Below are 13380 nucleotides of genomic sequence, written 5' to 3'. Positions count from 1 at the left end.
TTTACAGATTGGAATATACTACTTTAGTACCATATTACGGTAAAGTACTGAATAAATTGTCGAAATCCGATTAATATACTGGGCTATTGAAAAAAAAGCATAAAAATGGCGTTGCCAAGACAACATAAACATGTACAACTAAGAGCTTGAATCTCAAGAGAGCGGGGATACGGTCTTGGAAAGATATATACTGGCGTACTTTAGGGCTCCGGAGGAAGCGGAAGGGGTCTCCCGCAAGCTTCAGGCGCTGCGGGTAGAAGAGGTTTCCATTGACAGATTCAGCAGATTTGGCGGAAGCGGGCTGCAGTCCGGAGTGAATCCGGTCACCGGCAATTTGGCAAGTATGGATTCCATGACCGCTGTCAGTGAGCATACGGGCATCCTCTCTGCATCGCATACGAGCGGCAGCGGGATGAGTCACGGCGGGGATGGCGGACCGACAGGCAGAAATATTCTGCTGACTGTAATTGTAGAATCGGCTATTTACGATCAGGCGCTGTCACTCATTGAGGAAGCCGGCGGGATGATTTGATTGTCAGATAACACTACTTGGGAGGCTGATTAAAGGTGGACAGAGAAAACTCGAAAATTTTCTCCAAGACGGAAAAGTTGAAGATGCTCTATGAGGCAAAGGCAGAGGATGTTGAATTCTCAGCGGCTGAAGCGGACCACGATGATATAGAGGCAATGGATCGCTCCCGGGAGGCTGATAAAAGACAGCTGGAGGAGATTCTGAAGAAGGAATAGCGGAAACCTTCCTTATAATGTGAGTTTGATACTGTTGCCAAAGATGCCCCACAGAAGTGGGGTGTTTTTGTGCGCAGCCGTGTATAATGAAGAGACATGCCAAACCGGGAGGGTACTGAAGTGGATACTGTTATTTTATGGATTGGACTGGCGTTGCTGGTTGCGCTGCTAACCTTCCTGAACCAGAAGCAAGTCTATTCTTCCAAAGTAAAAAAGGCTTACCGGGAGCTTCGGGAGCTTACCGCGAAGGTCCGCACCGGACAATCGGAGGCTGCTGATCTGGAAGGCTGGGAGACTTCACTTGCCGAAATGGAGAAGCACCCTAATGAGTTCAATAAGCTGGAGAATGAGATTGGTCTACGCCGGGCTTTCGTCCAGTATCTGGAGCGCCATTATCCCCAGGATGCCAGGCTCCCGGATCTGCAGGAAGCGGCTGCGTACCAGAAGGATAGTGTATGGGGAATTAAGATCGGGGATTACGGACCCAGAAAATAGTGCGGAATCTGTACATATATGAAGAAGGCCACATCGGTTGATTTCTCACCAGACGCATAACCCCATTCCAAGAAAGATAGTCCCATTCTCCGCCAGCCGGGGGTGGGGCTTTCTGTATAGCTGGACCGTGACTGGCATCGGGAAGCCTTCCTTGTGCAGCTGCTTCATTTAAGCTGATTTTTTTAATTCATTAATATAATCCAAACTGCCCGGATATCCGTTAATATGAGTAAAGCGAAGAATACCAAAACCAACAAAAAGCCGGATAAAAATTGAGATTTATAGGGAGTAGTCATAATGGAGAATCTATCAGCCCAAGTAGTTACAGACGAACTGGTTGTCAAAGCTTTGGAAAAGAATCTCGCATTGATCCGATTTGATCTGGACCGCCGGGTAGCGTATGTAAATGAGGTGTTTGCCGGTTCGATGAAATACAGGGTTGAGGACATGTATGGAATGCAGCACAAGGAGCTGTGTTTCCCATCTTTCGTGAACAGTCCCGGCTATGAGCTATTCTGGGAGAACCTGTTTGCGGGCCGGAGCTTTCAGGATAAAATCGAACGGATGGACGCGGACGGGGAATCAGTCTGGCTTGAAGCCACGTATATGCCGGTGTTTGATGAGACGGATACGCATGTCATTGGCGTGTCGAAGGTGGCGACCAATATCACGGGCAGACAGAATAATATGAACCGTGTAGTGGAACAGATGCAGGAAATGGCTGACAGCCTGAATCAGCGTGCGGAAAAAGGAATTGAGCGCAGTCAGGATCTGCTGGTGAGTATTGATAAAATTGCCGAAGTCTCGAGCGAAAATACCGATACACTGCTGAATTTGCAGACGCAGGCAGCGGCCATTCACGGCGTTGTGCAGACAATCCGAAATATTGCGTCACAGACCCACCTGCTTGCGCTTAATGCGGCTATTGAGGCTGCTCATGCCGGTGAGTTCGGCCGGGGATTCGACGTAGTGGCCAAAGAAGTACGCAAGCTGTCCGCAATGGTTCAGGATCAGATCACGGAGGTTCGCGACAGCGTCCAGGCCATCACAGAGGAAGTGGGAAGAATATCTAACGGACTTAACCTGGTTCAGGAGAATGTGGGTGTGAGCCAGCAGCAGATTCAGGTAGCCCTGAATGAATTCACTTTGATTGCATCTTCCGCACAGGAACTGGACAATCAGGCGCGTGAAGTAATGAACATCGTCTGACGGTTGCTTTCTCCGAATACTGTTCCAGTTCCGCATAGAAGTTCCTTTTACAGCATGTATCCCGGGCATTTACGTGGAGACATGCTTTTTTTGCTTATTGTGAGTAGAAAATGAACCTTTTGAAGCCCCCGGTTGTTATATAGGGTAGTCCAAACAAGAAAGGAGGCATGCTCAAGTGGGCAATAGGGAATTGTTCCAAACCTACAGTAAAGAGGTATACCGGACCTGCTACTATATGGTGCACGATGCTGCCGATGCTGAGGATCTATGCCAGGAGGTATTCATTACCCTTTTCCGCAGCCAGTGGCAGAACATAGATCATTTGAAGGCCTGGATTATGAAGGTCACGGTTAATACCTGCCTGAATCACTTGAAACGCAGGAATAGCCTGCAGCAGAAGCTGATGGCTAATCTGCATTTGTTCAAGGGGAGTCCGGAGCCCCCGGTAGAGAAGCTGGCGGAGCAAAAGGAAACGAAGCTGGAATGGGCCGGATATATGTCCCGTCTTCCGGTAAAGATCAGGGCTGTACTGACACTGCGGTATATGCATGATTTCAGTATGGATGAAATTTCCGGTATGCTGGCTATTCCGCTGGGAACGGTCAAATCCAGGCAGCACAAGGGGCTGCGCCTGATGAAGAAAATTCTGGAGGATACGGGAGTTCAGATTATAGCTAAGGAGGAAGAGCAGTATGGACAGAACCGAAGCACTGCTAAAGCGTCGCTTAAATGACGATAACGAGATTCTGTATCCTGATTTTGAGGAGATGTGGGGACGGATGGAGCAGGCCGGACATGCTGGTACAGTAAGCAGAACCGATGCAGGGGCTCCCGCTCCGCGCCGTCACCGCAGCTGGCGCAAGTTCACCATCGCTGCTTCGCTCAGCGCCCTGCTGGTGGCTGTACCGGTATATGCTGCTGTGCAATATGACTGGGGCATCCTGCTCAGAGATAGAGGCGGTGTACAGGCCGCGCTGGCGCAGAATCTGGGTCAGCCGCTTGGACAGACGATCACTAAGGATGGAGTAACCCTGACGCTGCATACGGCGCTCACCGATGAGAACCGGACGGTGATTCTGTACAGTCTGGATGTCGGTGCAGACAGGGAAAGCGGAATATGGAATATCCAAGGCATGTCCCTTAAGGATGCAAAGGGGAACGGCGATGAAATGGAATACAATTATCAGCAATGGGACGAGAAGAATCAACGGTATAACGGGTATTTCGAGTCGAATTGGACGCCGGATCAGGAGACGGTCAAGGTGAGCCTGACGGCAGAGAGAATCGAGTCGTATTCACAGCAGGAGGTCGATCTGAACCTGGATACCGATTCACCGCAGCAGCAGAGCTTCCCTGTGAACCGGGATGGACTGGAATCCTTCAGTGTTCAGCCCTTTAAGGAGGGGAATGAGCGTCTGATGCTGTCCACGGCGGCAGTCTTTAATAATTCGGAAGCGAAGGACTTAGCTTTCCCGCAAATCATAGCCTATAGAGACGGAGAGCTTGTCAGGAATTCTCAATCAGGTGCTTTTGGCAAGCCGGGAGACAACGGGGAATACACCTCGCTTCAGTATTATAAGCCGGATGACGTCCCCAAGGCTGATACAGTGTATAAGCTCAGTTATACCAAGCTGGAACGCAATATAGACGGCCCTTGGACGTTTGATCTGGAACTGAGCAAGAAGAAGATGGCAGACGCCACAATCAAGACGGCGCTGGATCTGCCGCTGGAAGCGGGAGACACGGATAACAGGATTGAGCAAATGGTAGTCACGCCTACGCAAATTCGTGTGTCCGTCCGGAGCAAAGCTAAATTCGCTGAATTGCCGTATGTTAATTATACACTCGAGGTGGACGGCCGGAAGCTGGAAGGCGGAGCATGGCATTCGACAACCGGGGACAGGGAGCTGACAACCCTGCGTTTCGAACGGCCGGCAGATCTTGAGATTATAAAGACGACGCCAATGACACTTGTAGGGAAATATAAAGTTACCCGGCATGGGGACGATAAGGTGCCACTCCAATTGACCAATATCTCCAGCGAGAAGCAGACGCTGATCCGGGAAACCGGTGGTTATCCGGTACAGTGGACCTACTATATGCAGGGCGCAGATCTCTATGTGGAGACGAAGAGCGATGATCCCCATTTTGGCGGCGTGAATCAGACTCATATCGGCACAGGGAAAGACCGGATCTTAGGTAAAATAGTGACAGTGAACTTCCGCGGAGAAGGAAAAAACCACAGCATTGATGTGTATAAGGACTTCAAAGGAACAGAAGCTTCTATATACATGTTCTTCTATTCCACCAACGAGCCGGACAAAGAGACGCGGGTGCAATTGCAGCCTTAAAAGGCAGTCCAAACCTGAAAAGGGGCGGACGCCTTTTTTTCTTAGGAGACACCGGGAAAATTGGGCTGAAGTATTTATTGTGCTTACATTGCGATGATCTCACGAATACGTTGCCGCGTTATGCTGGAATAACTTGTCCCAGGTGAACAAGAACAGACAACGAGGAGCGTGGCAGGCAGTGAGTAAGCAGCATCCGCTTGTAAAGAGAGTATTAACCGGGATATTGGCAATGTCGGTGTTGATCCCGTTCATTCCACCCTCCTTCTCATCATCGACCGTGTATGGGGATCCGGCTGAGCCTAACGGTGTCGTTATGCTGGAGGATTTTGAACAGGTGAGCCTGGCAGACTTGACGTTTGACAGTGCGCGCATCTACAGCGGCAATATGGCGCTTGAAAGTGATCCGAAATACGTCCGTGACGGGGCAAAATCCTTGCGGATTGATTATGATTTTATCGGCATAACCGATAATCCCTCCCAGGTTGCAGTCGGGCCTGCAACCCAGTTAGCCTTGACAGGCAGAACGCCCCACAAAATCGGCATGTGGATTTACGCCAATAACGAAGGGCATGGCCTAACCTCCAAGTTCTATGTTTCAGCCACCGGAAAGTCCAAAACGTATGAGATGAGGAGCGAAGAGACAGGGATAGACTGGAGCGGCTGGAAATATGTCGAGGCCGAGATAGGGAGTGATCTGACGCTGCCCGGTACCGTGGCGTTCTACTTCCAGATGAAAGAACGGCAAATGAGCAAAAAGAACAAAGGCTCCATTTGGATCGATGACGTCAGACTTATTTATGATGAGCCGGCGGATGAGGATATGGATGTTCCCGTGCTGGCTCCGGTTTCACCTGCACCGGATCAAATCTTGACTGCTCCCGTATCCGACATCATCCTGTCGGCGGATGATGCGGAGTCGGGCATTGACCCAGACTCGATCCAATTAACTGTGGATGGCCAGTCCGTTGCACCGGCCGCTTACGCTTACGATCTGGATACTAATGCAATCACATATCACCCGGAGGTGCCGCTGGATGGCGGTTATCATCAAGTGGTTGCTGAAGTGAAGGATCTGGCGGGTAATCCGGCTTCAGCGGAGTATGCTTTTACAATTGAGCATGGGGCGATGCTCACCTTGGAAGGGCCGGAGGAAGCGGTCAGCAACGAGCCTTACCGGTTGAAGCTGGCGGCGAAGAATACCGGCGGAGCAACAAACGTGTTGACTAAGATTAAGTTCGACCCGCAGACGCTGCAGGCGGAGGCTGTGCACGCTCGTGACGGACTAAGCAACGTCCAGAGCACCATCGACAATACAGGCGGTTATGTTGAATTTAGCGCAGAAGGACTGCAGGGAGATTCTGCGGATGCCTTGGCCAGCATCGATTTCGCCGTGAGCCGGTCCGCAAAAATGGAACGTGGCGAGACCTACAAGCAGTTCACCATGGCGGAAGGCAGTTTTGGTTATGGCAGCGGGACCGCTGTAAGCTCGTTTGCTTCTCCCGTTAATTATAAGATTGGTTTCCCGTATGCCTTAACCGTCAAGGGATCGGGCCTGCAAACGAAGAATATCATCACCGTTACTACCCATGCGGGAGCTCCGGTTGAAGGGGCGGAGATTGATTTTACCGATGTAAGCGGCCCTCAGACCTATGTGACGGTAACAGCCGCCAATTCGAGTATATATACAAGCGCTGATCATTCGTCCGCCGTGCTGCTTACAGCAGAGAACAACGGGCAATTCTTCGCTACAGCAGGAAGCACCTCCGGATTCGTCAAGGTATATCTTCCGGATGGAACTGGGATAGGCTATATTGCCTCTGCCGATGTACAGCAGAAGAGCCTTACCGAAGGATTGGGACTGACGGATGCCAAGGGTGAAATTCATACTTCGCTGGCCAATCTTGCAGTCGGCACCTGGAAAGTGCAGGCGGTCAAGGATGGCGGCACCAGTGAGAGCTTCAGCATGAACGTTGTGACCCAGTTCGGCGGAGACGATCCGAAATATGTCCAGACCTTTGTTACCGAAGATATGGGTACGATGCTGAGCGTGGGCTGGCAGACGGCCCCCGGAGTTCAAGCAACTTCGATTCAATATGTGAAGAACAGCGATTGGGTGGACAATGGGCCGGACAGTGCTCAGCCAAAGGCGGTAGAGCAGACTGCACTTACCGAAGTGGAGGTCATCCATGAAGTGGAGGGCGGGCCGCTGGGTGAAATAAAGTTCCACAAATCATTGGTTGCCGGCCTGGAGCCGGGTACGGCTTATCATTACCGGGTGGGCTATGAAGGCCATTGGAGTGCCTGGTACGAATACAAGACGCTGGATGCAGCACCGGAAACTCCCGTTTCTTTCGTATTCGTAACTGATTCACATACCAAAGGAGATAATGGGCTTGAAATCTATCAGCAGCTGATCAGTGATTCCTTAACCCGTTATCCGGACACCCAGTTTATTATGCATGGCGGCGATATGGTTGACGACGGAGGAATCCTGAATGAGTGGAACCAGTTCTGGGAAGCTTCTTCAGTCTATGCCTCCTCCCTTCCTTCAGGCTACACGATGGGGAATCATGATGTTAAAGGTGCAGGCAAGGAGATTTTTGCCAAGGGACTTGATCTGCCGGAGAACGGCCCGGACGTTCAGAAGGAGTACGCCTATTCCTTCAATTCGGGTGAGGTGCATTTCATTGTGCTGAACTCTGAGGCGGACGAAGTAACCATGGCTAAGCAAGCCGAATGGCTGCGTGCGGATCTTCAGGCAAGTGATAAGAAATGGAAGATTGTGATGTTCCATAAGCCTGCTTATCATACCGAAGATGGACGCGGGAATGTAATTGAATACACGCAAACGTATTTTGCACCTGTTCTGGAGGAACTGAAAGTAGACCTGGTGCTTGAAGGCCATGACCATGTGTATGCGCGCACCTATCCGATGAATGGAGGAAAGCCGCTGCTAAACGGCAAGCGCGGGACGGTCTATCTGGACGGGGGCGCCTCCGGCTGGAAATTCTACGATGGTAAGCAGTATGAGTATCTCAACTTCATGTTTGACGAGGACGTTCCGGTGTATTCTGCCATTCAAGTCAGCCATGACAAAATCTCCATCCAGGCCCGTACTACAGAAAGCGATGCATTAATAGACAATTATATTATTGAAAAGAAGGATGAGCTTACGGTGACTTCCGTGGCGGTATCGCCTACAGTGCTGACATTGCAGGCCGGGGAGGAACGCGCGACAGTTCTCACCGCTACGTATAGCGATAAGTCCACAGCAGAGGTCACGAATGAAGCGATGTGGACTTCCTCCAATGACAATGTGGCTACGGTAGATGCCACAGGCGTGATTCACGCGGTAGCAGCAGGCGGTACTACAATCGAGGCACAATACGGAAACTTGCCGGCAGTCAGCATTGCTGTAACAGTTCAAGCGGAAAGCACGGTTCCTGTTCTGCTGAAACTGACAGCTGATCCAGGTACTCATAGGCTCCAAGTGGGCCAGACCGCAGCTTCTGTAATAACGGCAGTATATGATCATGCAGAGAATCTGGTGGTTACGGATCAAGTCATTTGGGTATCTTCTGACCCTGCTGTTGCTTCTGTATCGGACAAGGGGCTTATCACGGGCGTTGCGGCAGGCGAAGCAACGGTCACGGCTTCGTTCGGAGGCAAGTCCATTGCGATACCGGTTGTGATTACGGAGGTTTCCGCACCGGCAGTGGTAGACTTGGAGGTGACTCCTGCATCCATCTTCCTGACGGCAGGTCAAACGCAGAGCATAGCGGTAACGGCAAAGTATTCCGACCTTTCTAGCGCCTTCAAGACCCTGGAAGCGAAATATGCCACCGGCAATCCTTCGGTTGCAGCTGTGAGCGAAGCGGGTGTAGTCACAGCAGTGGGTACAGGAACGGCAAAGATCACAGTTTCATACGGAGGAGTGAAGAAGGAGATTCAGGCCTCCGTAACGGCGGCTACAGGCAACAATGATGGTGGCACCGTACCTGCAGCAACTCCAAGGCCAACATCAACGCCAACTCAGGCGGCAACGGTAACGCCGACACCTACAGCAACGCCGACACCGGCTGAAACTACGGAGCCAACATTGCCAACCGTGACGAAGCCTGTGTTCAACGACAGAGTAGATCTTGATAAGGTAAAAGCGATCATGGCAAAAGGGCAATCCGCTCCTGCTGTGACATTCCCGGATACTCCTGCAGCTTTGTGGAGTGCCGCATTCATTGAACGTGCGGCCCGGATGGGGATTATAACCGGCTACGCGGATGGTTCCTTCCGCCCTGACGCCAAAGTAAGCCGCGCTGAGTTTGCAGCGATGCTGTTCAAGACCTTTGGCCTGAGCCCTTCAGGCGGCACCGGCTTCTCGGATACGCGGGGGCATTGGGCCGCGGAAGCCATTAGTGCACTTCAAGACAACGGAGTGATCACCGGGTACGCCGATGGCTCCTTCCATCCCAAGCAGGAGATCACCCGAGCGGAGATGGTGACGATGCTGTCCCGTCTGACGAATTATGTGAGCAGCGATAGTGTTCCATTCTCTGACGTCACTGCGGGCTGGGCAGCAGGGCCTATCAATGCCTTTGCGGGAGCAGGTATCGTAACGGGAAAAGGCAATGGACAGTTCAAGCCGGAGGAACCGGCTTCCCGCGCCGAATCGGTAGTGATGATCCTCCGCCTTATGGATAAGCTCATGGAATAATAGGCAGCATTTTGTAGCGAGTATAGGAATAAACGAGTCCAATTAGGAAGAGCAGCCCGGCCGGGGCTGCTCTTTTTATGCCGTAAGCTAGCGGGCGCGTCATTTGGCGGACGGATCTCGCAGTAGATAAATATAAAGGGTTGGCCGTGACCCCATTACGGGATATGCGGTATACTTAAGTGCACTTTGTACAACTAAAACGTCTGATTTTCCACCGATTATCCGTTTAGTTGTATTTCATACAATTAAACAGCTCTATGTAGACGGATTATCGCCCATTGGGCAGATTTAGTTGTACAGACTACACTTATAAGTGCCAAGCATCCCTTTTCGCTGTTTTTAATTGTACATAATACAACTATCCTGAATTTCCATTTCAGTGAATAAGGAGAGAACAAGACTTGACGATAACACGCTGCGCCTGGGTGAATGAGGACCCTGTTTATATTGCTTATCATGATGAGGAATGGGGCAAGCCGCTATATGATGATCTGAAGCTGTTCGAGCTGCTGATGCTGGAGGGCATGCAGGCTGGACTGAGCTGGTATACGGTACTGAAGAAGCGGGAGAATTTCCGCGAAGCCTTCGATGGCTTCGATCCGCAGAAGATTGTGCTGTACGGGGAGGACAAGATAGCCGAGCTGATGCAGAATGAGGGGATTATCCGCAACCGGCTGAAGATTAATGCGGTCATCCGCAATGCGGAGGCCTATCTGCAGATTGTCCGGGAGGAAGGCAGCTTCGGAGAATATCTCTGGAGCTTCATCGGCGGAACGCCGGTGGTGAATCAATGGAAGAGCAGAGCGGAGGTTCCCGCTACCACTCCGCAGTCTGACAGCATGAGCAAGGCGTTGAAGCGCAAGGGAATGAAGTTTGTCGGTTCAACCATTTGTTATGCATTCATGCAGTCCTCGGGGATGGTGGACGATCATGTACTGGATTGCTTTTGCCGCACCGGTGTGACGGATTAAGGGATCTGACCCGCAGTTTGGCGCTGCACGGGTAAGAAATGCTATACTATCCTAGATATGCTTCACACAACTAAGCCGCGCTTTCGAATCCAGTTACGCGGAGTGATTTCAGGGAGACTGGGCTCTCATAACTAAGCGTATGCTTTCGAAGCAAGTTTTGCGAAGCAGAACCAACGGAGCATATGCTACCAAACTTTCAGGAGGATTTACTAACATGCTATGGCACGAACTGACGGTACATACAACGGAGGAAGCACAGGAGATGATATCCAATCTGCTGTATGAGGCCGGTGCGGGCGGAGTTTCCATTGAGGAATCCGGAACGCTGAATAAAGTACGGGATACCCGTTATGGTGAATTATACGATGAGCCGCTGAATGACATCCCCGAGGGGGAAGCGGTAATTAAGGGCTATTATGCCGAAACGGCGGCAATGGACGAGATTGTGGCGGAGGTAACGCCAAGGGTGGAAGAGCTGAGAGGGTTCGGGATCGATCCCGGCAAAGCACTGATCTCCTGGAAGACGGTGGATGAGGATGAGTGGGCCCATGCCTGGAAGCAGTACTTCAAGCCGCTGCGCGTCTCGGAACGGCTGACCATTAAGCCTACATGGGAAGAATATACCCCGGCCTCCCCGGACGAAAAGATTATCGAGCTCGACCCCGGCATGGCCTTCGGAACGGGGACGCACCCGACGACGGCGCTGTGCCTGCGCGCGCTTGAGAAGCATATCGCCAGCGGCGATGAAGTAATTGATGTCGGCACAGGCTCCGGCATCCTTGCCGTAGGCGCTGTGCTGCTGGGCGCGAAATCCGTTCTCGCCCTGGATCTCGACCCGGTGGCGGTGGAGAGTGCCCGTGAGAATGTGGCGCTGAACCGGCTTGAGGCTGCCATCACGGTTAAGGAGAGCGATCTGCTCTCCCTGCTCGGCGGAGAACGGGCGGCAGATACTACAGCCGGAGATATGTGGCCTTCGGCCAGACCGGGCTATACTGCTGAACAGGCTGGACAGGAAGCAGCTATTCCTGCCGCTGCTCCGGCTGCTGAGGGACTGGGAGTTACCCTGCCGGTGCGGGTTGTTGTAGCGAATATTCTGGCCGAGATTATTGTGCTGTTCACAGATGATGTGTACCGTGCACTCCAGCCGGAAGGAATCTACATCACCTCCGGTATTTACAAGGATAAGGAAGGACTTGTAGCGGAAGCGCTGAAGTCTTCCGGTTTCGAGATTATAGAAGTAACCCGTGAAGAAGATTGGGTGGCGTTCACAGCCGGAAAGAGGTAGAGATGGAATTTCTGCAAAGCTTTATACGAATGCCGCTGGAACAGCTTCCGTTCCTGCTCATTACCCTGCTGATCGCCTTTACAGTACATGAGTTTAGCCATGCTTACTTTGCGAATAAGTTCGGGGACCCGACAGCACGCCTGATCGGCCGTATGACCCTGAACCCGGCGGTGCATTTCGATTTCTTCGGAATTATTCTGCTTGTGGTCGCCGGATTCGGCTGGGCGCGGCCGGTTCCGGTCAACCGTGACAATTTCAGCCGCCCCCGTCTGATGGGCGTTATCGTATCTGCGGTCGGTCCGATCAGCAATCTGCTGCTGGGGTTCCTCGGAGCAATGATTTATTCGGCTCTGGCTGCGACCGGAGTGCTGGAGTCTATCAGCAATGACCGCGTGCTTCAGGCTATTTACTGGTTCTTCGGCATTTTCATTCAACTTAACTTCTTCCTGTTCCTGTTCAACCTGATTCCCCTGCCTCCGCTGGATGGTTACCGGATCGTGGAGGATCTGGCTCCTCGTCCGATCCGCGGGAGACTGCAGCAGTATGAGCAGTGGGCGGTCTTCATCTTTTTGCTGATTCTGTTTATCCCGGGTCTGCGTGCCTACACGATTACACCGCTGGATAACTGGGCCAATCAAATGAGCGCCGGAGCCGTGCAATTCTTTTACGGATTATTCGGCGGCTAGAATTCAGATTGAGGGATGTTCATGCAGCTCTAAACGTTGTACAATATAATGTGGTATTTTCGAGGTTTAATCATGTGAGTGAAGCGGCGGCCGGGACCTGATTTGACGGGAACGCCGCCGCTTTTACGCTGAATAACGGACAGGATGATGATAAAAGATGCAGCGTTATTTCGTAACACCGGCGCAGTTCGGCCAAGATAAGGTAAGCATTGACGGCGAAGATGCCCGGCATATTGCCAAGGTGATGCGCGGCAAGGCAGGGGATAAGCTGATCGTCAGCGACGGCGTTTCCCGCGAGGCATTGGCTGAGATCGCTGAAATAGAGATTGGCCTCGTAACCGTGAGCATACTGGAGAACCTGGCTATGACCCACGAGCCGCGGATTAAGATTACTGTAGCCCAGAGCCTGCCGAAGGGGGACAAGCTGGAGACGGTGATCCAGAAATGTACCGAGATCGGTGCGGTTGCCTTCACCCCGTTCCTCTCCGAGCGGACGATTGTGCAGTATGATGAACGCAAGGAGAGCAAGCGGGTAGAGCGCTGGCGCAAAATCTGCAAGGAGGCCGCTGAACAAGCTCACCGGAATATCGTTCCGGAAGTGCATTCGCCGCTTAGCTGGAAGCTGCTGCTGAAGAGCTTCAGTGAGTATGACGCGGTCTATTTCTGTTATGAAAAAGAAGAAGGGCTGCAGCTCCGCAGCGCAGCCGCGCCTTGGCTGTCCTCGCTGCCGCAGGATTCTACTGCGAAGGTAATGATTGTTGTCGGACCGGAAGGCGGCTTCAGTCCGGAGGAATGCCGCTCTGCCGAAGAGGCCGGTGCGGTCTCCGTAGGCCTGGGAGCACGCATTCTGCGCTGTGAAACCGCAGGTATGGTCGCCGCCGCCTGCATTCTATATGAATCCGGAGAAATGGGGGGAGCTTAAACA

General features: G+C 52.0%; 11 protein-coding genes. All 11 read left to right on the top strand.

Annotation, left to right across the window (positions count from 1 at the left end; all coding sequences use genetic code 11):
• Positions 1 to 175: 175 nt before the first annotated feature.
• The 11 genes from NSU01_RS27260 (at position 176) to NSU01_RS27210 (ending at position 13377) form a co-directional block, all read left to right on the top strand.
• Complete coding sequence (locus NSU01_RS27260) at positions 176 to 532, top strand: hypothetical protein (protein ID WP_042139459.1); 357 nt, start codon at positions 176 to 178, stop codon at positions 530 to 532.
• A 35-nt stretch (positions 533 to 567) separates the two neighbouring features.
• The gene (locus NSU01_RS27255; RefSeq protein WP_039300782.1) at positions 568 to 747 is read left to right on the top strand and encodes a YfhD family protein; all 180 of its coding nucleotides are present in this window, start codon (positions 568 to 570) and stop codon (positions 745 to 747) included.
• A gap of 120 nt (positions 748 to 867) precedes the next feature.
• Positions 868 to 1242: a hypothetical protein gene (locus tag NSU01_RS27250; RefSeq protein ID WP_052422052.1), complete on the top strand. Its 375-nt coding sequence runs from the start codon at positions 868 to 870 to the stop codon at positions 1240 to 1242.
• A gap of 297 nt (positions 1243 to 1539) precedes the next feature.
• A complete protein-coding gene (locus NSU01_RS27245) occupies positions 1540 to 2451 on the top strand; it encodes a methyl-accepting chemotaxis protein (RefSeq protein WP_042139457.1) in 912 nt (303 codons plus the stop codon).
• 175 nt (positions 2452 to 2626) lie between these two features.
• Positions 2627 to 3184 (top strand): RNA polymerase sigma factor, encoded by a 558-nt coding sequence (locus NSU01_RS27240; RefSeq protein WP_042139456.1) that lies wholly within the window; start codon positions 2627 to 2629, stop codon positions 3182 to 3184.
• Complete coding sequence (locus tag NSU01_RS27235) at positions 3144 to 4802, top strand: DUF4179 domain-containing protein (RefSeq protein ID WP_042139455.1); 1659 nt, start codon at positions 3144 to 3146, stop codon at positions 4800 to 4802. Before NSU01_RS27240 ends, NSU01_RS27235 begins: the two co-directional genes overlap by 41 nt.
• Positions 4803 to 4980: 178 nt before the next feature.
• Complete coding sequence (locus tag NSU01_RS27230) at positions 4981 to 9513, top strand: S-layer homology domain-containing protein (RefSeq protein WP_076245049.1); 4533 nt, start codon at positions 4981 to 4983, stop codon at positions 9511 to 9513.
• A 401-nt stretch (positions 9514 to 9914) separates the two neighbouring features.
• Complete coding sequence (locus NSU01_RS27225; RefSeq protein WP_076245046.1) at positions 9915 to 10484, top strand: DNA-3-methyladenine glycosylase I; 570 nt, start codon at positions 9915 to 9917, stop codon at positions 10482 to 10484.
• 214 nt (positions 10485 to 10698) lie between these two features.
• Complete coding sequence (gene prmA, locus NSU01_RS27220; RefSeq protein WP_042139451.1) at positions 10699 to 11769, top strand: 50S ribosomal protein L11 methyltransferase; 1071 nt, start codon at positions 10699 to 10701, stop codon at positions 11767 to 11769.
• Between the two features lie 2 nt (positions 11770 to 11771).
• The gene (locus tag NSU01_RS27215; RefSeq protein ID WP_076245043.1) at positions 11772 to 12455 is read left to right on the top strand and encodes a site-2 protease family protein; all 684 of its coding nucleotides are present in this window, start codon (positions 11772 to 11774) and stop codon (positions 12453 to 12455) included.
• A gap of 157 nt (positions 12456 to 12612) precedes the next feature.
• Positions 12613 to 13377: an RsmE family RNA methyltransferase gene (locus tag NSU01_RS27210; RefSeq protein ID WP_042139449.1), complete on the top strand. Its 765-nt coding sequence runs from the start codon at positions 12613 to 12615 to the stop codon at positions 13375 to 13377.
• Positions 13378 to 13380 lie beyond the last annotated feature (3 nt).

Source organism: Paenibacillus sp. FSL H8-0259, from assembly GCF_037963255.1.
Lineage (GTDB): Bacteria > Bacillota > Bacilli > Paenibacillales > Paenibacillaceae > Paenibacillus_AQ > Paenibacillus_AQ phytohabitans.
Note: the sequence above shows the minus strand (reverse complement) of the source record. Positions and strands in the feature narration are given on the sequence as shown.

Coding starts and splice junctions, on each gene's coding strand:
- NSU01_RS27235 (WP_042139455.1), top strand. CDS start 3,144: ATGGACAGAACCGAAGCACTGCTAAAGCGTCGCTTAAATGACGATAAC.
- prmA (WP_042139451.1), top strand. CDS start 10,699: ATGCTATGGCACGAACTGACGGTACATACAACGGAGGAAGCACAGGAG.
- NSU01_RS27215 (WP_076245043.1), top strand. CDS start 11,772: ATGGAATTTCTGCAAAGCTTTATACGAATGCCGCTGGAACAGCTTCCG.
- NSU01_RS27210 (WP_042139449.1), top strand. CDS start 12,613: ATGCAGCGTTATTTCGTAACACCGGCGCAGTTCGGCCAAGATAAGGTA.
- NSU01_RS27245 (WP_042139457.1), top strand. CDS start 1,540: ATGGAGAATCTATCAGCCCAAGTAGTTACAGACGAACTGGTTGTCAAA.